The following is a 24504-nucleotide window of genomic DNA, read 5'->3' on the forward strand; positions in this document are numbered from 1 at the left end:
ACCTCAGGGTTGGGGTGATGGTTCCGCCAAGGGGGGTATCGCGCCGCCGGTGTCGCGATGCCCCAGCCGCCAGCGAAAGCGGCGACGCAGGTCCGAAAGCCCCGCCGCGCGCTCCGCCTCGCTTTCCAGCGCGACCTTGATCATCGCCACCATCGGGTCAGCCAGCGCCAGCCCCATCACGCCGAACAGCGTGCTCGCCAGGATCTGTGAGGAGAGGGTCAGCGCCGGCGGCAGGTCCACCGTTCGCCGGGCGATCAGCGGGATCAGCACATAGCCGTCGAAATTCTGCACCGCGAAATAGATGGCGATCGCCCACAGCCCCTGATCCTGCCCGGCGCTGAACCCCACCGATACCATCAACAGCCCGCTGATGAACGCGCCGATATTGGGAATGAAGGCCAGGATGCCGGTGATGATGCCCAGCAGCAGCGCCATCGGCACTCCGGCGATCCACAGCAGGATCCAGGTCAGCGTCCCTTCGAACACCATGCCGAGCAGCCGCCCGGCAAGCAAAAGGCGCAGCACGCGCGCCATGCGGCCGATGACGAGCGAGACGTGATCGCGCGCGTCGATCGGCACGAGCCATTGCAGCCCCCGCTCATAGATGCGCGGCTCCATCGCCACGAACAGCCCGATCGCGACGATCATCACCAGGCTGGCGCCGGCGCCGAGTACCGTGCCCACCGCCGAGGTCAGGCGCCCGACCGATCCCAGCGCCTGCTGCGCCATGCCGGTCAGGTCGGAGCGGCCCGGCATCAGGCCCAGGCTTGAAATCCAGCTGGCGACGCGGTTGCCCTGGATCTGCAACGTCTCGCGCAGCTGGCCGGCCTGCTGCGCGATCTGCATGCCGGTCAGGTAGAACGTGCCGAGGATGAACGCCGCGACCAGCAGCACGACGATCAACAGGCGCACGCCGCGCGGGATCGGCAGCACCCGCCCGAGCAGGCGCACGCCGCCATCGAGCATCGACGCGAGCACCAGCCCGGCAAAGATGATCAGCAGCGGCTGGATCAGCAGCACTATCAGCGCGATGGCGATGCCGAGCCCGAACCACACCGACGCGCGCTTCAGCTCGGCCCGCGTCATCGGGTCGCGCAGTTCGTTGGGCCCCGGTTCGCGGGTAACCTGGATGCCTTCGGCTTCAGGAACCCCGCTCGCCATCACTGCCCCTTGTTGGGGTGGAGCGAGCTGCCCGCACGCCCCTGGCGGAACGATCGCGGCCAGGTCAGCGGGTTGAGCGTGGCACTGCCGTCGAGCGAGAAGGTGATGAACTCGGCACGGCCGCCGATATTCTCCCACGGCACCGGCCCGCCCAGGCCATTCTCGGCAGTGGAGAAGCGGCTGTCGGCGCTGTTGTCGCGATTGTCACCCATCAGGAACACGCGTCCTTCGGGAACCCGGATCTCGGCGAACTCGTCGCCCGGGCTCCAGCCCTTGTCGATCGTGTCATAGGAACGCCCGTTGGGCAGCGTTTCGCGATAGATTGGCAGGCGGCACGCGGCACGCCCGCCGGAAAGCGCAACGCGGCGCCCGGGATAATGCTCTTCGTCGCAGCGCGTATTGGCGTCGGCGGGGATGTCGCGCTCGCCCAGCAAGCGGCGCGGCACGGCAGTGCCGTTCAGGTACACCACACCGGCGCGCACGCCGATCCGGTCGCCCGGCAGCCCGATCACGCGCTTGATGTAGTCGGTCTCGGATCCCGGCGGCGTGACGATCACGACATCGCCGCGCTCGGGCACGCGGCCAAACAGCCGCCCGGGCATGAACGGCAGCAAGTGAAAGGTCGGGGTGACGAACGAATAGCCATAAGGATATTTGGTGACCACCAGCCGATCGCCCACCAACAGGTTCGGCATCATCGATTCGGACGGGATGTAAAAGGGCTTGGCGATCAGGCTGTGAAAGGCGAGCACGCCCAGCACCAGCCACAGGATGCCGCGAACCTCGGCCCACCAATCGGTGCGGCGGCGGGCAGGCGTGTGTTCGTTCAAATCGAAATCCTGATGCGTCAACGCCAACTCGTCCGCGGCCATCACTCGTCCTTCCCGACCGCCAGCGCCTCGATCATCACCATGGCGAAGGCCCAGGGATGATCGTCCGTCAACGTCAGATGCACCTTCGCGACGTGGCCCTCGGGTGTGATGGCGTCAAGCCTGGCCTTGGCTCCCCCGGTGAGCGCCAGGGTCGGCGCGCCGGAGGGTGAATTGACGACACCGATGTCCTTCAGGAACACGCCTGCCTTGAACCCGGTTCCCACTGCTTTGGAAAAGGCTTCCTTGGCCGCGAACCGCTTGGCGAGCGTGGCCGCGCGGGTGTGCGGGCGCCGGTCGGCCTTGGCGATCTCGACCTGGGTGAAAGCGCGGTTCTCGAACCGCGCGCCGAACCGGTCGAGCGACGCCTGGATCCGCTCGATGTTGCACAGATCGGACCCGGTGCCGAGGATCACCGCGCCGATTCCATCAGCAAGCGCATCTGCTGCACCACCGGACCCAGCCCCGCGAAGATCGCCTCGCCGATCAGGAAATGGCCGATGTTCAGCTCCATCAGCTGCGGAATCGCCGCGATCGGCACGACATTGTCAAAGGTCAGGCCATGCCCCGCATGCGGCTCCAGCCCGTTCTTGGCAGCCAGGGCAGCGGCATCCGCCAGGCGCTTCAGCTCGTCGGCCTGCGCGCCGCCCTCCAGTTCGGCGAACTTCCCGGTGTGCAGCTCGACCACCGGCGCGCCCAGGCGGATCGCGGCGTCGATCTGGCGCGCATCGGGCTCGATGAACAACGACACGCGGCTGCCATTGTCGCGCAGCGCGGCAATGATCGGGGCGAGATGGTCGAACTGCCCCGCGGCGTCGAGCCCGCCCTCGGTGGTGCGCTCTTCCCGCTTTTCAGGAACGATGCACACCGCGTGCGGCCGGTGGCGCAATGCGATCGCCAGCATCTCCTGCGTCGCCGCCATTTCCAGGTTCAGCGGCACCGGCAGCTCGGCGGACAGGCGGGCGATGTCGTCGTCGGTGATGTGCCGGCGATCCTCGCGCAGGTGCGCGGTGATGCCGTCGGCTCCCGCCTGCGCCGCCAGCAACGCCGCGCGCACGGGATCGGGATAGCCCGATCCGCGCGCGTTCCGCACGGTGGCGACATGGTCGATATTGACCCCCAGGCGCAGCGGCCCGGTCATGCGGGCACTCGGCTCCCCGGCTTTACTGCGGGGATCGCCGCAAGCTCGGGGGGCAATTGGTCGGCGGGATAGGCCGGCACGTCGAGCTTGGTCAGCGACACCAACGGCACGCCGACATCGGCCTTGCCGTTCGAACGGTCGACGATGCAGGCGGCACCCAGCAGCGTGCCGGGATGCTTGCGGATCGTGGCAATGCATTCGCGCGAAGAAAGCCCGGTGGTGACGATGTCCTCCACCATCACCACGCGTGCGCCTTGCGGGATTTCAAAGCCGCGGCGCAGCTGGAACTCGCCGTCTTCACGTTCCACGAACACTGCCTTGCAGCCCAGCGCACGCGCGGTCTCGTATCCCGGGATGATGCCGCCGATCGCGGGCGAGATCACCATGTCGACCGCGCCGAACGATTCGCGGATCAGCGCCCCCAGCGCCGAACAGACCCGCTCGGTCCGCACGGGATCTTCGAAAATCCGCATCTTTTGCAGAAACATCGGCGAGCGCAGGCCGGAAGACAGAATGAAATGCCCTTCCAACAGCGCGCCTGCGCTGCGGAACTCTTCCAGGATCGCGTCGCCGCTCAAGTCTGCACTCCCATTTACAAGCTTCGCCGAACTCTTAGGGACGCCCCAACGCCGCCGCAACCACGCTCGAAAAAGGTTGAGAAGTGTCTTGAGGCGGGTATACCCCCTTGCAATTGGACCATTCCTTATCTCGCCTACGGCGCCTTCGCGAACAGGGTGAACACAGACGATGCGCATGCTTGGGTTGACTTCGATTGTCCTGGCAGCGGGGCTGGCGCTTGCCGCACCCGGCCAGGCTCAGACTACCACCGCGCCTCCCGCAGCGTCACCGACGCAGTCGGCAGGAACCTCCGGCGCGCCGGCGGGAACTCCGTCCACCACGGCGGCGGCGACTCCGGTGACTGCCGATCCGACGCTCGACGCGGCGGGCCGTCCGGTGACCAAGGCGGTTCCCGGCATGGGCCAGCCGACTGCGAAGCTCTGGGGGCTCCAGGACCAGGTCACGCCGAATGGCCGCGAAGCGCACTGGTTCCACAACATGGTCCTGCTGCCGCTGATCACGGTGGTCACGCTGATCGTGCTGGCGCTGCTCATCTATGTGATGGTGCGGTTCCGCCGCGCGGCGAACCCCACGCCGTCGCGGACCTCGCACAACACGGTCGTGGAGATCGTGTGGACGCTGCTGCCGGTGCTGATCCTGATCGCGATCGCGGTGCCCTCGATCCGGCTGCTCGCCGCCCAGTTCAAGCCGGCGCCCAAGGATGCCGTGACGCTGAAGGCGATCGGCAACCAGTGGTTCTGGTCCTATGAATATCCCGATCATGGCGGCATCCAGCTGACGTCGAACATGCTCAAGGAGCAGACCGAAGTCGCACCCGGCCAGCGCTTCCGCACCGATGCCGACGGTCCCCGCCTGCTCGCGACCGACACGCGCGTCGTGCTTCCGGTCGGCGTTCCGATCCGGTTGGTCACGACCGCGCAGGACGTGATCCACAGCTGGGCCATGCCTGCCTTCTGGATCAAGCTCGACGCGGTCCCGGGTCGGCTGAACGAAACCAGCTTCATCATCGAAAAGCCCGGCCTGTATTTCGGCCAGTGCTCCGAACTATGCGGCACGCGCCACGCGTACATGCCGATCGCCGTGGAAGCGGTGGCGCCCGACGTGTTCGCGCGCTGGGTCGCGGCCAAGGGCGGCAAGATGCCGGGCCAGGCCGGTGCGCAGTCCGGCAGCAAGGTGCCGGCGGAACCCGGCAACGACAGCGCCGACGACACCGCCAATGGCACGTCCGACGAAGGCGCGCCGACCGTCAACGCAACCGCCGCACCCGCGGTGACCAACAAGCCTGCCACGCAGAACCCCGCGGGCCTCGGACAAGCGGACCAAAGCAATGACTGACACCGCCGTTCCTCATGTGGCGCATGATCCCCATGCGCGCGCTTACGACCAGCACGATGATCACCATCATGAAGGCGAGCATAAGCCCGGCTTCTTCGCCCGCTGGTTCATGTCCACCAATCACAAGGATATCGGCACGCTGTATCTGATCTTCGCGATCGTCGCGGGGATCATCGGCGGCGCGATTTCGGGCCTGATGCGCGCCGAGCTCGCCGATCCGGGCATTCAGTATCTGCCGACCTGGGCCGGGCTGTTCCATGGCGGCACGCAGAGCGTCGACCAGGCGCTCCACTTCTGGAACGTGCTGATCACCGCGCACGGCCTGATCATGGTGTTCTTCATGGTCATGCCCGCGATGATCGGCGGCTTCGGCAACTGGTTCGTGCCGATCATGATCGGTGCGCCGGACATGGCGTTCCCGCGCATGAACAACGTGTCGTTCTGGCTGCTGATCCCGGCGTTCACTTTGCTGCTCGCCTCGCCGTTCGTCGGCGGGGGTGCCGGCACCGGCTGGACGGTGTATCCGCCGCTCTCGACGTATGGCGAACCCGGGCCGTCGGTCGACATGGCGATCCTGTCGCTCCACATCGCCGGCGCCAGCTCGATCCTGGGCGCGATCAACTTCATCACCACCATCTTCAACATGCGCGCGCCGGGCATGACCCTGCACAAGATGCCGCTGTTCGTGTGGTCGGTGCTGATCACCGCCTTCCTGCTGCTGCTCGCGCTGCCGGTGCTTGCCGCTGCCATCACCATGCTGCTGACCGACCGCAATTTCGGCACGGCCTTCTACGATCCGGCTTATGGCGGTGATCCGATCCTGTACCAGCACCTGTTCTGGTTCTTCGGCCATCCCGAAGTGTACATCATGATCCTGCCGGCGTTCGGCATGATCAGCCAGATCGTCGCGACCTTCAGCCGCAAGCCGGTGTTCGGCTATCTCGGCATGGCCTACGCCATGGTCGCGATCGGCTTTGTCGGCTTCGTCGTTTGGGCGCACCACATGTTCGTGACCGGCCTCAGCGTGACGGTGAAGATGTACTTCACCGCCGCGACGATGGTGATCGCGGTGCCCACCGGCGTGAAGATCTTCTCGTGGATCGCGACGATGTGGGGCGGCTCGATCAGCTTCAAGACGCCCATGGTCTGGGCGCTGGGCTTCATCTTCATGTTCACCGTCGGCGGCGTGACCGGCGTCGTGCTCGCCAATGGCGGCGTCGACGATTACATGCACGACACCTATTACGTGATCGCCCACTTCCACTATGTGCTCTCGCTGGGTGCGGTGTTCGGGCTGTTCGCCGGCTTCTATTACTGGTTCCCGAAGATCTCGGGCCGGATGTACAACGAACTGCTCGGCCAGCTGCACTTCTGGGTGTTCTTCATCGGCGTGAACGTGCTGTTCTTCCCGATGCACTTCCTGGGCCTTCAGGGCATGCCGCGGCGCTACCCGGATTACCCCGACGCCTATGCGTACTGGAACCAGATCGCGAGCCATGGCTATGAGATCATGGCGCTCGGCATGGTGTTCTTCTTCGTGAACATCATCTGGTCGCTGTTCTCGGGCAAGAAGGCCGAAGCCAACCCCTGGGGCGAAGGCGCGACGACGCTGGAATGGACGCTGTCCAGCCCGCCGCCGTTCCACCAGTTCGAGACCCTGCCGCGGATCGACTGAGCACCCGATCCCCGCTGAAACGAAGGAGCGCCTCGGCCACCAGCCGGGGCGCTCTTTTGTTGGTCCGCCCTGCCCGTGCGCAACCTGCGGCGATGAGGCGCGTTGCACGCTCAAACACGGAGATGGGTGCATGGGTCAGGGAACGGCGAACACCGGAATAAGCGTGGTTCTGGCGCTGGTCGCGGCGACGGTGCTGCTGTTCGCGCTCGGCATGGCGCTCCGCAAGCGCGGCATGTTGCGCAGCCGCGGCGCAAGCCTGGGCTGGGCAATCCTCACGCTGCTCCCGCTGTTCGGATCGGGCTTTTTCCTGTGGTCCAAGCACCAGGTGGAAAAGACCACGGGCGAGACCCAGAAGGGCGTGAACGAACTCCCGCCCCGCCAGCAGGGCAACACCCCCTAACCGCCCCCGCGCGATGCAAGCCGGCACCGCCAACGCAAAGGTAAGTCCCTGGCCCGCTTGCAGGAACGTGCCCGCGCCATCTCACCCTTCCCCCTGGCTCGCTGCGCTCCTATAGCCATAGCCGAGTCATGCCCAGCACCCTCGCCTCGCCCGCTGCCCTGCCCGCCGATTGGCGCGATTTCCTTGCGCTGACCAAGCCGCGGGTGATGACCCTGGTCGTCTTCACCGGGCTGTGCGGCATGCTTGCCGCGCCGGTGCCGATCCACCCGATCCTGGGCTTCACTGCGATCCTGTGCATCGCGCTGGGCGCCGGCGCGGCGGGCGCGCTCAACCAATGGTATGAGGCCGATCTCGACGCCAAGATGCGGCGCACCGCCGGGCGGCCGCTGCCCGCGGGGCGCATGGACCGCCAGTCCGCGCTGCATTTCGGCGTCGGCCTGGCCGGGTTCAGCCTGGGGCTGATGTATTTCGCGATCAACCTGGCCGCGACGGTGATCCTTGCCGCCTCGATCCTGTTCTACGTCTTCATCTACACCATCTGGCTCAAGCGCCGCACTCCCCAGAACATCGTGATCGGCGGCGCCGCCGGCGCCTTCCCGCCGCTGATCGGCTGGGCGGCGGCGACCGGCGACGTCGCGCTGCTGCCCGTGCTCCTGTTCGCGCTGATCTTCCTGTGGACTCCGCCGCACTTCTGGGCGCTCGCGCTGTTCGTGAAGACCGATTACGCCAATGCCGGCGTGCCGATGCTGCCGGTCGTCGCCGGGGAGCGAGTGACGCGAACGCAGATCGGCATCTACACCCTGCCGATGATCGCGGCGGCGATGGCGCCTTGGCCGCTTGGCCTGGCCGGCGCGCTCTATGGCTGGTCGGCGGTGCTGCTGAACGCAGTGTTCCTGGCGCTTGCGCTGCAAGTCGCCACGCGCACTTCGGCCCAGGACGATACCATGGTGCCCGAAAAGCGCCTGTTCAAATACTCGATTCTGTATCTGTTCCTCATCTTCGGCGCTTTGGTCGCCGACCGGTGGTTCGCATGACCAAGCGTGACGATCTTCTCTCCGCGCCCAAGGCGCTGACCGAAAGCCAGGTGATCCGCGCGCGCCAGCAAAGCCGCGCGCGCGTCATGGCGGTGCTGCTGTTCGCCTTTGTCGCCCTGGTGTTCGCCATTTCGCTGGTGAAGATCAGCCAGGGCCACGCGCCGTGAACCGCAACCTGCGCACCGCGCTGTTCGCCGCCGTCGGCGTGTGCTCGATGACCGGGCTGGGCTTCGCCAGCGTGCCGCTCTACCGCATGTTTTGCCAGGCGACCGGGCTCGACGGCACCACCCAGCGCGGCAGCCGCGCGCCGGGTCGGGTCGGGCAAAAAATCACCGTCGCCTTCGACAGCAACGTCGCCCAGGGCATGCCGTGGAAGTTCCAGCCCGAACGCCGCGCCGACACGATCGATATCGGCGGCCGCGACATGGCGTTTTTCACGGCCAGCAATACCGGCAAGACCCCGGTCACCGGCACCGCCACCTTCAACGTGACGCCCACCGTGGCCGGCAAGTATTTCACCAAGATCCAGTGCTTCTGCTTCACCCAGCAGACGCTGCAGCCCGGCGAGACGGTGCGCATGCCGGTGATCTTCTTCGTCGATCCGGCGATCCTGAACGATCCCGATACCCGGGACGTTGAGGAGATCACGCTCTCCTATACATTTTACCCGGTGGATTCCGGCAAGACGGCAAGCTAAGCAACGGCAAAGCAAGGAACAGGGACGGACCATGGCTGGAGCGAAGAACCACCAATATCACATCCTGCCGCCGAGCATCTGGCCGTTTTTCGGGTCGATGGCGGCACTGGTGCTCGCCGCCGGCGGCATCATGTGGATGCATTCGGTGGCCTCGGGCGGGCTGGTGTTCTTCGCCGGCGTGGCGCTGATCGCGATCACCTTTTTCGGCTGGTGGGCCGACGTGATAAAGGAAGCCAATCGCGGCGATCACACGCCGGTGGTTCAGCTGCACCTGCGTTATGGCATGATCCTGTTCATCGCCTCCGAAGTGATGTTCTTCGTCGGCTGGTTCTGGGCCTGGTTCGATTATTCGCTGTTTCCCTCCACGGTGGAGGCCGTTGCCGGCCAATGGCCGCCCAAGGGCATGGAAGTCATCAACGCCTGGGAGTTCCCGCTCCTCAACACGCTGATCCTGCTCTGCTCGGGCTGCACCGTCACCTGGGCGCATCACGGCCTGCTCCACAACGAGCGCGGCGGCGCGCTGCGCGGCGCCTGGGGTCTGCTGGGCGTCGGCGAGAATGACAGCGTCAAAAAGGGCCTGTGGGTGACGATCATCCTCGGCCTGATCTTCAGCTGCATTCAGGCGTATGAATACATGCACGCCCCCTTCCCCTTCAAGGCGGGCAGCGACGGCGGCTCCAGCTATGGCGGCGCCTTCTTCATGGCGACTGGCTTCCACGGCTTCCACGTGCTGGTCGGCACGATCTTCCTGATCGTGAACCTGATCCGCGTGTACAAGGGCGATTTCACCCCGCGCCAGCATTTCGGCTTCGAAGCCGCTGCCTGGTACTGGCATTTCGTCGACGTGGTGTGGCTGTTCCTGTTCGCGTCGATCTATGTCTGGGGCGGCTGGGGCGCGCCGGTCCACGCCGGCTGACGTGACCGAACAATCCAATACTCCTGCCGGGGGAGGTGGCGACCAGCTGCCTCCCCCGATTGCTTCCGGGCTCCAGGGCGTGTGCCCGCGCTGCAGCGCCAAGACGCTGTTCCGCAGCTATCTCGCCTTTGCCGATACCTGTTCGAACTGCGGCCTCGATTTTCGCGATTTCAATGTCGGCGACGGGCCGGTGGTGTTCCTGACGCTGGGCATCGGCACGATCGTCACCATCCTGGCGGTCGTCGTGGAGCTCGCCTTCGAACCCGGCTTCCTGGTCCATGCCCTGCTTTGGCTGCCGCTCAGCCTCATCATGACCGTGCTCACCCTGCGCATCGCCAAGGGCTGGCTGCTCGCGCTCGAATTCCGCAACAAGGCGCGCGAAGGCCGCATCCGGAAGGACAATTGATGCGGCGCGTGCCCATCATTCCCACACTCCTGGTCATGCTGGCGGTGGCGGCGATGATCGGGCTCGGCGTGTGGCAGCTGGCCGATCGCCGTCCCAAGAAGCTGGCCTTTCTCGAACAGCTCGCGGCCAACCCGGCCAAGCCGCCCATCGCCTTCCCGCGCACCACCGATGATCGGCTGCTGTTCCGCCGCGTGTCGGCCATGTGCCTCCAACCGCTTTCGGGCAGGATCGAAGGCGCGGGCGCCGCCGGCTTCCGCTGGATCGTCGAATGCCGCACCGGCGCGGAGGGCCCCGGCATGACCGTGCAATTGGGCACTACCCGCGATCCGCTGGCCAAGCCGGTGTGGAAGGGCGGCATGGTCCAGGGCTATCTCAGCCACGCACCCGACAGCCGCCCGATGGTTGCCGCCCTGTTCGACCACACGCCCCAGCGCCTGATGCTGGTCGCCGACACGCCCCCGCCCGGCCTCGCCGCGAACGCCGCGCCCGACCTGTCCTCGGTGCCGAACAACCATCTTGCCTATGGCGTGCAATGGTTCCTGTTCGCCGCCGTAGCGACGGTGATCTACGTCTTGGCCCTCCGCCTGCGAAACCGCACCCGGCCTGTCTCCATCTAAGCGTTAGTCTCGTAAATCGAACGACCGAGATGGGTCGTTATCAATCGTCCAACCAATCCGCTGTGATCTCGCCTCGATGCCCTTCTGGTGCCAGCGCCGCGCGAAGGGCTTCCAGCAGAGGCGACAGCGCCTGCGTGAACGCATAGGGCGGATTGACGATGAAAAGGCCCGCGCCGTTATAGATGCCGGCCTGATCGGCATCATACAACCAATGCTCCACGGCCATGAATTTCGGGATACCGAGCGTACGCAACTTGTTCTTCCAACGCTGATGCGTCGCACGGTCTTTCAGCGGATACCAGATTACGATCACGCCATGCGCCCATTTGCGGTACGCCGCGGCGAGGGTGGCTGTGATGCGGTCGCGTTCGTCTGTCTGCTCGTACGGCGGATCGACCACCACCACGCCGCGCGCCGTTCGGGTCGGAAGCATCGCCAGCCAAAGCTCGTAAGCATCGCGCGCATGCACGGCGGCAGGCGTACCGCGCATCGCGCCGCGCAGGGCGTGCGCGTCCTCAGGATGCTTTTCATTGAGGATCAGCCCGTCCTGTGGGCGCAAGAGCTGCGCGAGGAACCGTGGCGAGCCGGGGTAGAGGCGCGGCTCTGCCCCGACATTCACCGCCTGTACGGCGGCGCGATAGTCGCCCAACAAGGGGTTCGGGTCGGCAAAGGCCCGTAACACGCCTTGTGCGGCTTCGCCGGTGCGTTGGGCCTGCTCGCCGCCGAGGTCGTAGAGCCCGCACCCGGCATGGGTGTCGATCAGGGTCAACGCGCCCGGTTTTTGCTGCAAGGCCCGGACAAGGGCAATCAACAGGCTATGCTTCACGACATCGGCGCTGTTGCCCGCATGGAAGGAATGGCGATAATTCATTGAAGATCCAAAACCCTGCCGATGTGCCTTTGTACGCGCTACTGGGCGAGGAAGCCGATCGCGAGACGATTTGAAGCAACCGATCCGGAGCCCGTATGCGCCGGGCGAAGGGCGTCAAAGCCCCTCTGCGCGAAGCCTCAAATCAGCTTTCGCGGCCGGCGGCAACCGGCAGCAGGGCCAGCGGTGATCGGCAATCCTGGCAACCGTTTCCCAGGCACCCGCCAAACGGCCTCCTCGGTCCCGCGTGCCGCTGATACCTCGGCCGTAGACTCACAAATGTGAAAACGGCAGGAAGCGCCCAGAGTCAGCCATTCAGCCCTAGAGACGACGGTCCTCGAAGCTGCCGTCAGTTGGCGCGAATAGGCGGTGCCCGCTCCGCAGGGAGCGTGCTGCCAAGCGAAGCGGCGCACCATCGAATGGCTCGCCAATGAACATCGGACAAACCTCCTCGTTGCCGGCGTATCCTGCACACCGACTGTTTGGCTGGAGAGAAATAGACCACAACTTCTCGGCCGTTAGCGGCATGTCGAGCTCGCCATTCCAACCGGCTGCCGGGCTCTGAGCTTGTTGGATCCTGAGGGCCCCAAGAGGTTAGCCTCTCTGCTTCTACCAAGGCGTCGGCGAACGACTCCGCTAAGATCGTTGCCGGGCGCGCGATCTGCTCAGCCACGATCCCCTCCCGCCTGGCAGCGGGATCATCGAATCTGGCGATCACCTCCTTGTCTGTCACAGCGGCAGCAAGCGTCAGAAGAACCGCCAACATTCATCGTCTCCCAAGGGCAATGGCGTGAACGCGACTTAGCTCCTGCATGTCCAAATTCCGTGCAGGGAAGGTCTGCTTAACGTCCAAATGATCCAAAAACCGCCGGACCGCAGTCGCCCCAATTCCCGTCAATGGCGCCCGCCCAGAGCTTGCCTGCAAGCCGACGTTTGTTCATCTTTTAGGGTAGCGGGGCACATCCGCTTTGGTCATGATCGAAAGTCGGAGCATCGATAGGTGGCGCACCTGCCTGCTGGAATTGCCTTCTAGGCGCTAGAAAACGAGCTTAGCAATCTCCTGAACGAGCTCAGTTGCCGAAGGATTTCTGCGTAAAATAGCGTGCGCCTTCGCGCCTACTCGGCCCTCTAGCAGGGAAGCTCCTCCATCCGTCGCGGGAACGCAAGGTTGACCGCCATTTCGCCCCCTACATGAGATCTCGCTCCAGTCTGGCGGGCTTGGTGAGGCGTTCCAAAACCGCTCTTCATCATCAACCAATTCGCGTATCTTCAAGCTTTCTCGAGCACCGAAGACACGGATCGATGAAGTGGGTTTCTCGGCTAACAGAGCAGTGCCGTACTGCTTTATGACGGCCATTGCGCTGACCTCGGCGCCAGGAAGGAAGATGATCCTGGCGGACCTTGGGCGACGAAAGGAATAGCTTTCGGTTATTCTGAATGTTGCTTCGTCTAATCTGACCGCTTCGTCCAGAATCGCGGGCTCCCCAAGCGCCCGAAGTACCGGCTCATACTCAAAAGAAGGCCCGAAAATGCTCTTCAAGCCATAGGCGTCAGAGGACGGCGGGGGCGGCGCCATACCACGCGGGGCGACCTGAGACGCCGCAGGCAATGCTACGAACGACATGGCCGACAACCCCGAACCAAGCACACTACGACGAGTAAACATCAGACTTCCCACCACCGCGCACGAGCCAGTTGATGCCGGTACTTCGGGCAATTCGCAACGGCTGTAGCGGCTACCCCTCTGCCTGATAGCTGCCTGTCCGCTTCCGCCCGATTGTGTTGAAGAAGTCGGGGTGCGGACCGGAGGCAAGCTGCGGCCAAGTTGCGCGGTACAGCGTCGACCGGCTCAGGCGGGTAGTGGCTGTGTCGCCAACGGGATAAGCTTGGCCATCTTGCGGAGGTTCTGGGCGGTGGCTGCCATATGGAACTCGTCCCTGGCACCGTTTGGACCGCGCAGGCGCAATCGGTCGAGCTTTAGGATGCGTTTGAGGTGCGCAAACAGCATCTCGACCTTCTTTCGCTGGCGCCGCGAAGTGACGTAAGCGTCGGTGGTGGCGATGTCGCGGGCAAGGTCGCGAGCCCCTTCGTGGATCGAGCGGGTGACCTTGCGCGCGGGCATGTTGGGCGTGCAGCGTTCCCGCAAGGCGCAGCCACCGCAGTCCTGCTGTCGCGCGCGATAGCGGATGAAGCCGTCCTGGCCGACATCGCCCCGAGCGGTTGCGAAGTTGCGGTTCCTGGGGCGCAGGCGCTTGCCGCCAGGGCAGACGTAGCTGTCGTCGTCATGGTCGTAGATGAAGGCATCGCGCTCGAACGTGCCGTCGCGGCGGGCGGACTTGTCGAACACCGGGATGTGCGGCTGGATGTCACGCTCGTGGACCAGCCAGGCGAGCATCTCCGCCGAACCGTAGGCGGTATCGGCCGCCAGCCGCTCGGGCCAGACGCCGAAGCGGTCCTGCACCCGCGCGATCATGCGCTTGCACGCGGTCACCTCGGCCTGACGCACGGCGGTGCTCGCTTCCACGTCCATGATGACGGCGTGATCGAGGTCGATGAGGTAGTTGGTCGAGTAGGCGTAGAAGGCCGGCCCGCGATGCGCGCTGGTCCAGCGCGATGCCGGATCGGCCGGCGCCAGATACTTGGGCACCACCGGGGTCGCGGCGCCGAACGCGGCATCGTCGAGAACGGCGAAATACTCGCGTACCGCACGGCTGTCGGCGTCCGGCGGCATGCCATCGCTGCCCGGACCGCCGGTCTGACGATTGGCATCGGCGCGGATCAGGCTGGCGTCGACCGCAAACCCTTCGCCACCCACCAGCCCCTCGGCCATGCAACGTGCGACCGTTGTCTCGAACAACCGGCGCAACAGGTCGCTGTCGCGGAAGCGCCCGTGCCGGTTCTTCGAGAAGGTCGAGTGGTCGGGCACGTCGCCGTCCAGCCCCAACCGGCAGAACCAGCGATAGGCCAGGTTCAGATGCACTTCGTCGCACAGCCGCCGCTCGGACCGGATGCCCATGCAATAGCCGATGATGAGCATCCGGATCATCAGCTCCGGATCGATCGAGGGGCGCCCCGTGTTACTGTAGAAGGGTTTCAGCTCCTCGCGGATGCCCGATAGGTCCACAAACCGGTCGATCGAGCGCAGCAGATGGTCCGCCGGCACATGCCGCTCAAGGCTGAAGCTGTAGAACAGCGCCTCCTGCGCCACCGTCCGCTCGCCCATCATCGGCTCATCTCCGCTCACCTTGCGGCGATTGAATCAGACCGCCGACACCACTGCAAGCGAGCCTTTTTCAACACAATCGCCCACAATCAGACGTTCGCACCGACGAAGTGCACTAACCGAAAAGCAGACATGTGTTTATCGTCCTATTGGATCGCTGTCGCCGCAGTTGCGGTCAATGTGCTTCCGCTACATGCTCCGCTGATGAGTAAGCGGGCTCTCAAGGTGATAGGCTTTGCATCATTCTTCGGAATGACAGGGTGTGATGCTGGCGCGGACATCTCGGCTGCCAAGCAGGAGGTCGCGAAGGCGGTTCAAGCACCGGGCGGCCCCAATCCGGAATTTCGTAACTTAGCAGTTCCGAAGAGCGGGATCGTGTGCGGTGAAGTTCGCTATATCGCGCCTTCGGGCAATTGGAGCAGTTACTGGCGTTTCCATGTTATCGCAGGCGTCGCTTCAATCGAGCCCAGCCTTCCCATTGTGCCCTATGAAGCTGAGCAGAGGCTTCCCGGATGGTATGCAGAAGACGAGGTATGCCGGCGCTGACGGGTGCACCTAGCCGCAACGACAGCTATCCCCTTAGCGCTCCCGAAAGCCGCTCTGCCGCTCTCCACCCACCCTCGGACATTCAGGTGCGTTGCCAACAGCGGGCCGCTATGCGTTCACGACCTCGCCCGGGCTAGAGCCTTCCTCGAACTGGCCCGGCGTGATCCCGGCGACAGACCAGTCGCCGATCGACCAGCGGACCAGCCTCAGGGTGGGCAACCCGACCGCCGCGGTCATGCGGCGCACTTGCCGGTTGCGCCCTTCGCGGATGGTGATTTTCAGCCAGCTGTCGGGGATGAGTTTGCGCTGGCGGATCGGCGGGTCGCGCGGCCACAGGTCGGGATCGTCGATGCGCGCAACATCGGCAGGCAGGGTCATGCCATCCTTGAGCCGGACGCCCTGCCGCAAGCGCTCCAATTCCGGCTCCTGCGGATCACCTTCAACCTGCACAAAATAGGTCTTGGGCATCTTGAAGCGGGGATCGGCAATGCGCGCCTGCAGCCGCCCATCATCGCATAACAACAGGAGGCCCTCGCTGTCGCGATCGAGCCGCCCGGCGGGATAGACGCCCTTCACCGCAATGAAGTCCGACAATGTCGACCGGAGCGTCGGCGATCCGCGGTCGGTGAATTGCGACAAGACCCCGAAAGGTTTGTTGAACAGTAGCAGCCGGGTCATCCTGCGCTCATATCGTTCGGCTGCGGCTATGTCTTCTGGCGCATGCCGCGCCCGACAGGCTGCGCCCGGACCCACCCGGAAACTGTCGGTCGGGTTTCCTGTTTTCTCAACGGGGATCGGCCGTTCAGCTATCGGCCCGGTTCCAGCGACGCCGCGTCGCCTGAATGGGCGTCCGCATTTGGAGAGCGCGCACCCCGGTCCTGAGCGTCTGCACCTGGGGTGCTTCCTGCCGTCGCGCTTATGGGTTCACGGCCTGATCCCCCCGGAATGGAGAGGGGGACCGCCACAAGACCATTCGCTCGTGGCGATTAACCCTCCACCCGCGTCGCAAGTCTCCCACCCCCACCGATACCCGCGCTAAACATTGCCTATCTTGTGACGCTCCGCCCCGCCCGCTAACCGGGAAGCCATGCGCTATCAGAGCACCCGCGGCGCCGCGCCTTTGCTCGGCTTCCGAGAAGCGACCCTGACCGGGCTCGCCAGCGACGGCGGGCTGTATGTCCCCGAACAATGGCCGGCCTTTACCAGGGACGAGATCGCCGCCTTTGCCGGCCTGTCTTATGTCGAAACCGCCGTCCGGGTGATGCTGCCCTTTGTCGGCCCGCACCTGGATGAAGACGCGCTGCGCACTTTGTGCACCACCGCTTATGGCCGCTTCGCCCATGCCGCGGTGACGCCGCTGGTTCAGCTCGACGACCGCAACTGGCTGCTCGAACTGTTCCACGGCCCCACGCTCGCCTTCAAGGACGTCGCGCTCCAGCTGCTTGGCCAGCTGTTCGAACGCTTCCTCGCGGGCGGCAGCACTCAGCTGACCATCGTCGGGGCCACGTCCGGCGATACCGGCAGCGCCGCGATCGACGCGGTCGCCGGGCGCATCGGCGTCGACATCTTCATGCTCCACCCCAAGGGGCGCGTGTCCAAAGTCCAACGGCGGCAGATGACCACCGTGCTCGCCCCCAACGTTCACAACATCGCCATCGACGGCAGCTTCGACGATGCGCAGGCGCTGGTGAAGGCGATGTTCAACGATCCGCGCTTTGCCGGGCGCTTCCAGCTATCGGCGGTGAACTCGATCAATTGGGCCCGGCTGATGGCGCAGGTGGTCTATTATTTCTATGCCGCCGTGCGGCTGGGCGCGCCGGATAAACCCGTTGCCTTCTCCGTGCCCACCGGCAATTTCGGCGACGTGTTCGCCGGCTATGTCGCGGCGAAGATGGGTCTGCCGGTCGCCAAGCTGATCGTCGCCACCAACATCAACGACATCCTCCACCGCGCGCTGTCGTCGGGCGATTATTCGACCGGCACGGTCACTCCCACCGCCGCGCCCTCCATGGACATCCAGGTCAGCTCCAATTTCGAGCGGCTGTTGTTCGATCTCGCCGGCGCGCCGATCGGCGATCAGATGCGCGGGTTCGAGGCTGCCCGCGCGATGCAGCTTACCAATGCGCAGCGCGACGGCGCCGCCGGGCTCTTCGCCAGCAACGCCGTCGATGCGGATGGCATGAACGAAGCGATGCGCTGGGCCTATGCCGAAGCCGGCCAGGTGATCGATCCGCACACCGCGATCGGGCTGGCGGCGGCGCGCGCCAGCGGGCTCGATCCGGCCACGCCGATCGTCACGCTGGCCACCGCGCATCCGGCCAAGTTCGCCGATGCCGTCGAACGCGCGACGGGCGTGCGCCCGACGGTGCCTGCGCGGGTCGGCGACCTGCACCAGCGTGAGGAACGCTATGACACGCTGCCCGGCACCTATCAGGCGGTCAGCAGCTACATCGCGGAACGGGCGATCCCCCGGCCATGAACCTGGTGACGATGACCGGCGAGCCCTGGGCGGACTATGGCCTGATCGACAGCGGCCATGGCCGCAAGCTCGAACGCTATGGCCGCTTCCGCTTCATCCGCCCCGAACCTCAGGCGATGTGGGCGCCGGCATCGGACGAATGGGATGCCGACGCGGAGTTCATCCCCGGATCTGACGAGGATGGCGGCGGCCGCTGGCAGTTCGCCCGGGACGTGCCGCGTGAGGGCTGGCCGCTGTCATGGCGTGAAGTGCGCTTCACCGCGCAGAACACGCCGTTTCGCCATCTCGGCTTCTTTCCGGACATGGCGCCGGTCTGGGATTGGATGCGCGGCCGGGTCGCCGGCATGGACGCGCCCGAATGCATGAACCTGTTCGGCTATACCGGCGTGGGCACGCTTGCGCTGGCGGCGGCGGGGGCCAAGGTCACCCATGTCGACGCGTCCAAGAAATCGGTGGCGGAGGGCAAGGCGAACGCCGTCCTGTCCAACCTGGCCGACAAGCCCACGCGCTGGATGATCGACGACGCGGGCAAGTTCGTCGCGCGCGAGATTCGGCGCGGGCGGCGCTATGACGGCATCATCCTCGATCCGCCCAAATGGGGCCGTGGCCCCAATGGCGAAGTGTGGAAGCTCGAAGAAGGGCTGCCCGGCCTCGTCGCCGATTGCCGCCAGTTGCTCGACGCGGAGTCGCGCTTCCTGTTCCTGACCGTCTATGCCGTGCGGATGTCGGCGCTGGCGATCGGCGAACTGGTCCGCCAGCATTTCGCCGATCTGGGCGGCACGGTGGAAGCCGGCGAACTGACCGTTCGCGAGGAAGCGCGCGGGCTGATGCTGCCCACCGCGATCTTCGCGCGCTGGAGCCGCTGAGCGGGCTCAGGACCGCCCCATCCGCATCGCGGCGCCCGCCGCGGCGGGGCACCCGGCCACCAGCAACAGGCTGACCGCGCCCAGCAGCTTGATCGCGCCCGGCTGTCCCGACGCTGCGCCCACGCCAAAGATCAGCAGCGGCACGGCAAAGGGCAGCAGGATCAGCCCGGCGAGCGCGCCTGCCCCGCGCAGCCCCGCCACCAGCGCGGCGGTGGCCACGCCCAGCGCCGCAAGTCCGGGCGTGCCGATCGCCAGGCTCGCCAGCAGCGCCGGCAGCGCCGCCTCGGGCAGATGCAGCAGCGCCGCCGCGACGATCGTTGCCACGAGCAGCGGCGGCGCGAACCCCAGCCAGTGTCCGGCGATCTTGGCTGCGGCGACGCTGCCGTCGGGAATCCCGCGCACTGCGAACTGGTCGAGCACGCCACTCTCCAGATCCGGCGCGACCAGCCGCTCGACTGGTAACAGTGCGGCGAGCAGCGCCGCCGCCCACACCGCGCCTGGGGCGATGCGGGCGAGCAATCGCGCGTCGGGGCCTATCCCGAACGGAAAAAGGATCGCAACCAACAGGAAAAACGCGACCGGAAGCAGCAATCCGCCGCTGCTCCACGCCCGCCGCACCTCGCGCAGCACGATCCGCAGCCACGCGCTCACAGCGTGAGTTCCTGCGCGCCCGGCAGGCTTATGGGCTGGTGCGTCGCGACCACGGCGATGCCGCCTTCGGCGCGATGCCGCGCGACGATGTCCTCCAGCATCGAAATAGCGCCTGAGTCCAATCCGTTAGCCGGTTCGTCCAGCAGCCACACCGGCGCCCCGCTCGCAATCACTCGCGCCAATCCGGCCCGCCGCCGCTGCCCCGTCGACAGCAACCGCACCGGCACGCGACTCAAGCTACGCAAGCCGACCCTGTTTTCCGCGTCGACCAGATAGTGGCCACGCCCCTCCAACCCCGCCCAGAACCGCAACGCTTCCCCCAGCGAAAGCTCGGAATCCAGCGCAATCCCCTCCGCCAGCAGTGCCCGCCCGCCGTCAACCCGAACCGTACCCGCAGCAGGTGGCAGCAGCCCCGCCGCGATCCGAATCAAGCTGGACTTGCCAACCCCGTTGGGCCCGCGCACCAGCAGCGCGTCTCCGGGCCCGAGCGCGAAACCGACCTCCTCGAACAACAATCGCCCGCCCCGCACGCACGCAACATCCTCGAACGCCAGCGCAGCGCTCATTCGCCATCCTCAAGCGCGTGCATGTCGTCGTCGGATAATCCGAAATGGTGCCCCACTTCATGCACCACCACGTGGCTGACCAAGGCCTCCAGCGAAACCCCGGTATCGACCCACTCATCGAGCAGCGCGCGCCGGTAGAGATGAATTCGGTCAGGCAGCGTTCCGGAATCGAAGGCCGACTTCTCCCCCACCGGTTGGCCGTGATACAGTCCCGTCAGCTCGAACGGATCGTCAATGCCAAGCGCGTTGAGCGTTTCCACATCGGCGAACTCCTCGACCACCAGCACGACATCGTGCAGATGCCGCGCAAAGGGCTCCGGGATGCGCGCCAGTGCGGCACGCGCCAACGCTTCGATCACTGCGGCGTCGGGTGCATGGGTTGGCGCTTGCCCGTTCATGGCCAAGTCCATAGGCGGAGCGGCAAAGGCGCGGCAAGGAGGCTGTCATGGTGGAACGGTTGAGCGAGGAAGCACGCGCCGCAGCGCTGGCGCAGTTAGCGCACTGGACTCACGAACCCGCGCGCGACGCGATCACGCGGCGGCTGACCTTCGCGGACTTCAACCAGGCCTTCGGCTTCATGACCCGCGTCGCGCTGCTCGCCGAAAAGGCGGACCACCATCCCGAATGGTCCAATGTCTGGAACCGGGTTGATATCCTGCTGACCACGCACGACGCCGGGGGACTCTCGCAGCGCGACATAGACATGGCGCACGCAATCGAGCGCCTGCTCCTCTAGCGATAGCCGCACGAGCACGGCGCCGTGGACTTGAGGCACGATCATCGTTTATCCCGACGCATAACAAACACAGGGAGAGTATGATGCGGCCTGGCGTGAAGCTGTTGCTGACGACAACCATGTTCTGGGCCATGCCGGCCTTGGCGCAGCAAGCGCCGACAGCGCTGTCGGGAAACCCGGCCGTGGCCACGCCCGCCAAGTGGCCAGCGGCCAAGAGCCAGGGGCTGATCGACGCGCAGACCGAAAAGAAGGTGTCCGACCTTCTCGCGCAGATGAGCGTCGAGGAAAAGGTTGGGCAAATGATCCAGGCCGACATTGCCAGCATCAAGCCCGAGGATCTGCGCCGCTATCCGCTGGGTTCGATCCTCGCGGGCGGCAACTCGCCGCCGCTGGCGGGCGACGATCGCGCGGGCCAGGCCGAATGGGTGGCGACCGCCCGCGCCTTCCGGGCGATCGCGCAGGAGCAGCGGCCCGGCCATGTTCCCATCCCGCTGATGTTCGGGGTCGACGCGGTGCACGGCAACAACAACGTGATCGGTGCGACGATCTTCCCACACAACGTCGCGCTGGGCGCCGCCAACGATCCCGCGCTGATCCGCCGCATCGGCGCCGCGACCGCCGCCGAGACTGCAGCGGCGGGGATCGACTGGGCGTTCGGCCCCACGCTGGCGGTGCCGCAGGACGATCGCTGGGGCCGCACCTATGAAGGCTATTCGGAGGATCCAGCGATCGTCCGCCGCTACGCCGGTGAGATGATCCGCGGGCTTCAAGGCGAGCCGAACACCACCGACCGCATTCAAAAGGGCAAGGTTGCGGCGTCGGCCAAGCACTTCCTGGCCGATGGCGGCACGTTCAACGGCATCGATCAGGGCGACGCGCGCGTGTCCGAAGCCGAGCTGATCAAGACCCACAACGCCGGCTATCCGGGCGCGGTGAATGCCGGCACGCTGACGGTCATGTCGTCCTTCTCCAGTTGGAACGGCGCCAAGATGCACGGCAACAAGTCGCTGCTGACCGGCGTGCTGAAGGACCGCATGGGCTTTCAGGGCTTCATCGTCGGCGACTGGAACGGCCATGGCCAGATTCCGGGCTGCACCAACACCGATTGCGCGGCGACGTTCAACGCCGGGCTCGACATGGCGATGGCGCCCGATAGCTGGAAGGGGCTGTACGATTCGACACTGGCCCATGTCCGCGACGGATCGCTGCCGATGGCGCGCGTCGACGACGCAGTGCGCCGTATCCTGCGCGTGAAGGCCAAGATGGGCCTGTTCGCGGCGGAGCGGCCGTTTGAGGGCAAGCCGGGCGTGCTCGGCGCGCCTGAGCACCGTGCCGTAGCGCGCGAAGCGGTCGCCAAATCGCTGGTGCTGCTCAAGAACAACGGCGTGCTGCCGGTCAAGGCCAGCGCGCGGGTGCTGGTCGCCGGCCCCGGCGCCGATTCGATGATGCTTCAGACTGGCGGCTGGACGCTTAGCTGGCAGGGCGACGGCAACGGCAACGAGCTGTTCCCCAATGGCGAAACGATCTTTTCGGGCATCCGCAAGGCCGTGGAAGCCGGCGGTGGCACCGCGACCTACTCGCCCGACGGCAACTTCACCGCGCAGCCCGATGTTGCGATCGTCGTGTTCGGCGAACAGCCTTATGCCGAAATGCGCGGCGACGTGCGCACGCTGGAATTCCAGCCGGGCGACAAGCAGGCGCTGGCGCTGCTCAAGCGCTACAAGGATGCAGGCGTGCCGGTGGTGTCGGTGTTCCTGTCGGGCCGCCCGCTGTGGGTGAACCCCGAGCTCAATGCGTCGGACGCGTTCGTCGCCGCCTGGCTGCCGGGCAGCGAAGGTGCCGGCGTGGCCGACGTGCTGATCGGCAACGCCGCCGGCAAGGCCCGCCGCGACTTCACCGGGCGTCTGTCGTACAGCTGGCCCAAGACGGCGGCGCAGTTCAACCTGAACAAGGGCAAGCCGGGGTACAATCCGCTGTTCCCGCTGGGCTATGGCCTGAGCTATGCCAAGCCGGGCAAGGTGGCGAAGCTGAGCGAAGTGTCCGGCATTGACCCATCAATGGCAAACACCAGCACCTTCTTCGCCAAGGGCGCGGCGCCTGCACCGTTCTCGCTTGCGACCGACAGCCGCATCACCCGCCGTCCGGTCGATGGCCCGCAGACACAGGAAGGCGCATTGCAGCTGACCTGGCCGAGCGGCCCGGCGACGCTGCGCATCGGCGGCGGCAATCTGGACCTGGTGCGCGAGTCGAATGCCGACCTGTCGCTCCAGATCAGCTACAAGCTCGACCGCGCCGCTACCGGTTCGGCCAAGCTGTTGATGGAAGGCGGCACCAACACCGGCGCGATTGATGCGACCAGCCTGTTCACCGGCCAGACCGGCACCTGGCGCACCGCCAATATCGCGCTGAAATGCTACCAGACCAACGGCGTCGACCTGACCAAGGTCACCGCGCCTTTCGTGGTGCAGGCATCGGGGCCGCTGACGGTGTCGATCGCCGACATCCGCATCGTCTCCGCCCCCGCAACCGCGATGTGCCCCGGCGCAAAGTGAGCGGCGGAGCGCCCGAGGTCCGGGTAGCGGGCGGGACCATCGAGACGGTGGAACTCGCCCGTGGCCGCTTTCGCGCCCAGTTTCTCAATCTGGGCGCGACGCTGCGCATCCTGGAAGTGCCCGATCGCGACGGCATGCCCGCGAACGTGATGCTCGGTTTCAAGGACCTGGAGGCGTATCGGGGAGCACCGCGGTTCTACGGCGCGATCGCCGGCCGCTACGCCAACCGGATCGGGGGCGGGCGCTTCACGCTGGACGACAGCGCGTACCAGCTGGCGTGCAACGATGGCCCCAACAGCCTGCATTCGGGCCCGTTGGGGTTCGATCAGCAGTTCTGGCGAGTCGAGGCGCAGGACGCGCACTCGGTGACCTTCAGCGTGGAGAGCCCGGACGGATTCAACGGCTTCCCCGGCACGCTACGCGCGCAGGTACGCTACGCGCTGGAGGAAGACGGGCTGGCGATCGTGCTGACCGCCACCACCGATAAGCCCACAATCGTAAACCTGACCTCGCATGGCTATTTCAACCTGAGCGGCGAGGCGAGCGGGGCAACGATCCTAGACCATCTGCTGCAAATTCCGGCAGCGCGCTTCACTCCCGTGGACGTGACGCAAATCCCGACCGGCGCCTTGCAGGCGGTCGGCGGCACCCCGTTCGACTTCCGTACGCCGCATGCGGTGGGCCGAGACATCGCAGTGGAGGACGAGCAGCTTCGCATCGGGGCGGGGTATGACCATAACTTCGTGCTCGATGGACACTTCGGCAGCGTGCGGCGGATCGCGACGCTGTTCGATCCTGATTCCGGACGAGTGATGGACGTGCATTCCACCGAGGCCGGCGTGCAGCTCTACACCGGCAACTTCCTGGCGGGCGGTGCGCCCGGGACCAGCGGGCGGGTTTATGGCGCGCATGACGGGCTATGCCTGGAGCCGCAGCGGTTCCCGGATAGCCCGAACCAGCCGGAGTTTCCTTCTGCGCGACTCGATCCGGGGCAGACGTACCGGCACGAGATCGCGCTACGCTTTCGCGTGGCGGAGACGGCGGAAGCGGCGTTTCCGCTAGACTGACCCCACACCCACCCGGAACGACACCCTACTTGGTTCCCCGGCGCATGCCGCGGCTCAGGCTCGACGCATTCGGAGGGACGGCTGCCGTCTCGAACCGCGTTGCAGCCGGGTTCCGGCCTT

The 24504-nt window shown here is 65.8% G+C and carries 25 protein-coding genes and 1 pseudogene; 15 read left to right on the forward strand and 11 right to left on the reverse strand.

All coding sequences use genetic code 11. The features are described 5' to 3' along the window. Positions 1-3: 3 nt before the first annotated feature. Genes FHT02_RS12980 through pyrE form a run of 5 tightly spaced genes read right to left on the reverse strand, consistent with a single transcriptional unit; the run spans position 4 to position 3749 of the window. Positions 4-1161, reverse strand: coding sequence for an AI-2E family transporter (locus FHT02_RS12980; RefSeq protein WP_184088196.1), 1158 nt, complete (start codon positions 1159-1161; stop codon positions 4-6). Next, on the reverse strand, positions 1161-2033 hold the full coding sequence (gene lepB, locus FHT02_RS12985) for a signal peptidase I (RefSeq protein ID WP_184088197.1): 873 nt from the start codon (positions 2031-2033) through the stop codon (positions 1161-1163). The genes FHT02_RS12980 and lepB overlap by 1 nt, the downstream gene beginning before the upstream one ends. Beyond that, positions 2033-2446: a holo-ACP synthase gene (gene acpS, locus FHT02_RS12990; protein ID WP_184088198.1), complete on the reverse strand. Its 414-nt coding sequence runs from the start codon at positions 2444-2446 to the stop codon at positions 2033-2035. The genes lepB and acpS overlap by 1 nt, the downstream gene beginning before the upstream one ends. Next, a complete protein-coding gene (locus FHT02_RS12995; protein ID WP_184088199.1) occupies positions 2443-3171 on the reverse strand; it encodes a pyridoxine 5'-phosphate synthase in 729 nt (242 codons plus the stop codon). Before FHT02_RS12995 ends, acpS begins: the two co-directional genes overlap by 4 nt. Then, positions 3168-3749, reverse strand: a complete 582-nt coding sequence (gene pyrE / locus FHT02_RS13000) for an orotate phosphoribosyltransferase (protein ID WP_184088200.1) — start codon at positions 3747-3749, stop codon at positions 3168-3170. Before pyrE ends, FHT02_RS12995 begins: the two co-directional genes overlap by 4 nt. 169 nt (positions 3750-3918) lie before the next feature. Here pyrE and coxB point away from each other — a divergent pair, with 169 nt between their 5' ends. From coxB to FHT02_RS13045, 9 genes are all read left to right on the forward strand, one after another. Then, a complete protein-coding gene (gene coxB / locus FHT02_RS13005; protein WP_184088202.1) occupies positions 3919-5085 on the forward strand; it encodes a cytochrome c oxidase subunit II in 1167 nt (388 codons plus the stop codon). Next, positions 5078-6760: a cytochrome c oxidase subunit I gene (ctaD, locus tag FHT02_RS13010; RefSeq protein WP_184088204.1), complete on the forward strand. Its 1683-nt coding sequence runs from the start codon at positions 5078-5080 to the stop codon at positions 6758-6760. Before coxB ends, ctaD begins: the two co-directional genes overlap by 8 nt. A 130-nt stretch (positions 6761-6890) precedes the next feature. Further along, a complete protein-coding gene (locus FHT02_RS13015; RefSeq protein ID WP_184088206.1) occupies positions 6891-7160 on the forward strand; it encodes a hypothetical protein in 270 nt (89 codons plus the stop codon). 128 nt (positions 7161-7288) lie between these two features. Beyond that, complete coding sequence (locus FHT02_RS13020; protein ID WP_184088208.1) at positions 7289-8194, forward strand: heme o synthase; 906 nt, start codon at positions 7289-7291, stop codon at positions 8192-8194. Beyond that, positions 8191-8361 carry a hypothetical protein gene (locus FHT02_RS13025; protein ID WP_184088210.1) on the forward strand — a complete coding sequence of 57 codons (171 nt, stop codon included), beginning with the start codon at positions 8191-8193 and terminating at the stop codon, positions 8359-8361. Before FHT02_RS13020 ends, FHT02_RS13025 begins: the two co-directional genes overlap by 4 nt. Then, positions 8358-8891: a cytochrome c oxidase assembly protein gene (locus FHT02_RS13030; RefSeq protein ID WP_184088212.1), complete on the forward strand. Its 534-nt coding sequence runs from the start codon at positions 8358-8360 to the stop codon at positions 8889-8891. Before FHT02_RS13025 ends, FHT02_RS13030 begins: the two co-directional genes overlap by 4 nt. A gap of 31 nt (positions 8892-8922) precedes the next feature. Next, positions 8923-9807: a cytochrome c oxidase subunit 3 gene (locus FHT02_RS13035; RefSeq protein WP_184088214.1), complete on the forward strand. Its 885-nt coding sequence runs from the start codon at positions 8923-8925 to the stop codon at positions 9805-9807. A gap of 1 nt (position 9808) precedes the next feature. Next, positions 9809-10213 (forward strand): DUF983 domain-containing protein, encoded by a 405-nt coding sequence (locus tag FHT02_RS13040; RefSeq protein ID WP_343056944.1) that lies wholly within the window; start codon positions 9809-9811, stop codon positions 10211-10213. Then, the gene (locus tag FHT02_RS13045; RefSeq protein WP_184088217.1) at positions 10213-10830 is read left to right on the forward strand and encodes an SURF1 family cytochrome oxidase biogenesis protein; all 618 of its coding nucleotides are present in this window, start codon (positions 10213-10215) and stop codon (positions 10828-10830) included. Before FHT02_RS13040 ends, FHT02_RS13045 begins: the two co-directional genes overlap by 1 nt. A 40-nt stretch (positions 10831-10870) precedes the next feature. Here the strand turns inward: FHT02_RS13045 and FHT02_RS13050 are convergent, their stop codons facing one another. Continuing rightward, complete coding sequence (locus FHT02_RS13050; RefSeq protein ID WP_184088218.1) at positions 10871-11701, reverse strand: 23S rRNA (adenine(2030)-N(6))-methyltransferase RlmJ; 831 nt, start codon at positions 11699-11701, stop codon at positions 10871-10873. A 1846-nt stretch (positions 11702-13547) separates the two neighbouring features. Then, positions 13548-14924 (reverse strand): transposase, encoded by a 1377-nt coding sequence (locus FHT02_RS13055; protein ID WP_184088297.1) that lies wholly within the window; start codon positions 14922-14924, stop codon positions 13548-13550. Positions 14925-15125: 201 nt separating this feature from the next. Here FHT02_RS13055 and FHT02_RS13060 point away from each other — a divergent pair, with 201 nt between their 5' ends. Next, positions 15126-15467, forward strand: a complete 342-nt coding sequence (locus tag FHT02_RS13060) for a hypothetical protein (RefSeq protein WP_184088219.1) — start codon at positions 15126-15128, stop codon at positions 15465-15467. A 108-nt stretch (positions 15468-15575) separates the two neighbouring features. On the opposite strand, the gene FHT02_RS13065 is transcribed toward FHT02_RS13060, so the two are convergent. Beyond that, positions 15576-16145 carry a pseudouridine synthase gene (locus FHT02_RS13065; protein WP_184088220.1) on the reverse strand — a complete coding sequence of 190 codons (570 nt, stop codon included), beginning with the start codon at positions 16143-16145 and terminating at the stop codon, positions 15576-15578. A gap of 409 nt (positions 16146-16554) precedes the next feature. Here FHT02_RS13065 and thrC point away from each other — a divergent pair, with 409 nt between their 5' ends. Then, positions 16555-17946, forward strand: a complete 1392-nt coding sequence (gene thrC, locus FHT02_RS13070) for a threonine synthase (protein ID WP_184088221.1) — start codon at positions 16555-16557, stop codon at positions 17944-17946. Next, positions 17943-18812 (forward strand): class I SAM-dependent rRNA methyltransferase, encoded by an 870-nt coding sequence (locus FHT02_RS13075; RefSeq protein WP_184088222.1) that lies wholly within the window; start codon positions 17943-17945, stop codon positions 18810-18812. Before thrC ends, FHT02_RS13075 begins: the two co-directional genes overlap by 4 nt. 6 nt (positions 18813-18818) lie before the next feature. On the opposite strand, the gene FHT02_RS13080 is transcribed toward FHT02_RS13075, so the two are convergent. The 3 genes from FHT02_RS13080 to FHT02_RS13090 are packed head-to-tail and all read right to left on the reverse strand — an operon-like array spanning position 18819 to position 20427. Further along, a complete protein-coding gene (locus FHT02_RS13080) occupies positions 18819-19463 on the reverse strand; it encodes a heme exporter protein CcmB (protein WP_184088224.1) in 645 nt (214 codons plus the stop codon). Then, the gene (gene ccmA, locus FHT02_RS13085) at positions 19460-20029 is read right to left on the reverse strand and encodes a heme ABC exporter ATP-binding protein CcmA (RefSeq protein WP_184088226.1); all 570 of its coding nucleotides are present in this window, start codon (positions 20027-20029) and stop codon (positions 19460-19462) included. The genes FHT02_RS13080 and ccmA overlap by 4 nt, the downstream gene beginning before the upstream one ends. Beyond that, positions 20026-20427, reverse strand: a complete 402-nt coding sequence (locus FHT02_RS13090; RefSeq protein ID WP_184088228.1) for a metallopeptidase family protein — start codon at positions 20425-20427, stop codon at positions 20026-20028. Before FHT02_RS13090 ends, ccmA begins: the two co-directional genes overlap by 4 nt. 35 nt (positions 20428-20462) lie before the next feature. On the opposite strand from FHT02_RS13090, the pseudogene FHT02_RS13095 reads away from it, so the two are divergent. From FHT02_RS13095 to FHT02_RS13105, 3 genes and pseudogenes are all read left to right on the forward strand, one after another. After that, positions 20463-20765: pseudogene (locus FHT02_RS13095) on the forward strand (4a-hydroxytetrahydrobiopterin dehydratase); the annotation flags it as partial. A gap of 83 nt (positions 20766-20848) precedes the next feature. Then, entirely contained in the window at positions 20849-23317 is a 2469-nt protein-coding gene (locus FHT02_RS13100) for a glycoside hydrolase family 3 protein (RefSeq protein WP_184088299.1), read from the forward strand. Then, complete coding sequence (locus FHT02_RS13105) at positions 23314-24384, forward strand: galactose-1-epimerase (RefSeq protein ID WP_184088231.1); 1071 nt, start codon at positions 23314-23316, stop codon at positions 24382-24384. The genes FHT02_RS13100 and FHT02_RS13105 overlap by 4 nt, the downstream gene beginning before the upstream one ends. The last annotated feature ends 120 nt before the right edge of the window (positions 24385-24504 follow it).

The sequence above is a fragment of the Sphingomonas xinjiangensis genome (assembly GCF_014199255.1).
GTDB classification, from domain to species: Bacteria; Pseudomonadota; Alphaproteobacteria; order Sphingomonadales; family Sphingomonadaceae; genus Sphingomonas; species Sphingomonas xinjiangensis.

Coding starts and splice junctions, on each gene's coding strand:
- FHT02_RS13035 (WP_184088214.1), top strand. CDS start 8,923: ATGGCTGGAGCGAAGAACCACCAATATCACATCCTGCCGCCGAGCATC.
- FHT02_RS13100 (WP_184088299.1), top strand. CDS start 20,849: ATGCGGCCTGGCGTGAAGCTGTTGCTGACGACAACCATGTTCTGGGCC.
- FHT02_RS13075 (WP_184088222.1), top strand. CDS start 17,943: ATGAACCTGGTGACGATGACCGGCGAGCCCTGGGCGGACTATGGCCTG.
- FHT02_RS13055 (WP_184088297.1), bottom strand. CDS start 14,924: ATGATGGGCGAGCGGACGGTGGCGCAGGAGGCGCTGTTCTACAGCTTC.
- FHT02_RS13025 (WP_184088210.1), top strand. CDS start 8,191: ATGACCAAGCGTGACGATCTTCTCTCCGCGCCCAAGGCGCTGACCGAA.
- FHT02_RS13090 (WP_184088228.1), bottom strand. CDS start 20,427: ATGAACGGGCAAGCGCCAACCCATGCACCCGACGCCGCAGTGATCGAA.
- FHT02_RS13065 (WP_184088220.1), bottom strand. CDS start 16,145: ATGACCCGGCTGCTACTGTTCAACAAACCTTTCGGGGTCTTGTCGCAA.
- ccmA (WP_184088226.1), bottom strand. CDS start 20,029: ATGAGCGCTGCGCTGGCGTTCGAGGATGTTGCGTGCGTGCGGGGCGGG.
- FHT02_RS12995 (WP_184088199.1), bottom strand. CDS start 3,171: ATGACCGGGCCGCTGCGCCTGGGGGTCAATATCGACCATGTCGCCACC.
- FHT02_RS13045 (WP_184088217.1), top strand. CDS start 10,213: ATGCGGCGCGTGCCCATCATTCCCACACTCCTGGTCATGCTGGCGGTG.
- lepB (WP_184088197.1), bottom strand. CDS start 2,033: ATGGCCGCGGACGAGTTGGCGTTGACGCATCAGGATTTCGATTTGAAC.
- FHT02_RS12980 (WP_184088196.1), bottom strand. CDS start 1,161: ATGGCGAGCGGGGTTCCTGAAGCCGAAGGCATCCAGGTTACCCGCGAA.
- FHT02_RS13060 (WP_184088219.1), top strand. CDS start 15,126: ATGAGTAAGCGGGCTCTCAAGGTGATAGGCTTTGCATCATTCTTCGGA.
- coxB (WP_184088202.1), top strand. CDS start 3,919: ATGCGCATGCTTGGGTTGACTTCGATTGTCCTGGCAGCGGGGCTGGCG.
- thrC (WP_184088221.1), top strand. CDS start 16,555: ATGCGCTATCAGAGCACCCGCGGCGCCGCGCCTTTGCTCGGCTTCCGA.
- FHT02_RS13020 (WP_184088208.1), top strand. CDS start 7,289: ATGCCCAGCACCCTCGCCTCGCCCGCTGCCCTGCCCGCCGATTGGCGC.
- ctaD (WP_184088204.1), top strand. CDS start 5,078: ATGACTGACACCGCCGTTCCTCATGTGGCGCATGATCCCCATGCGCGC.
- FHT02_RS13050 (WP_184088218.1), bottom strand. CDS start 11,701: ATGAATTATCGCCATTCCTTCCATGCGGGCAACAGCGCCGATGTCGTG.
- FHT02_RS13015 (WP_184088206.1), top strand. CDS start 6,891: ATGGGTCAGGGAACGGCGAACACCGGAATAAGCGTGGTTCTGGCGCTG.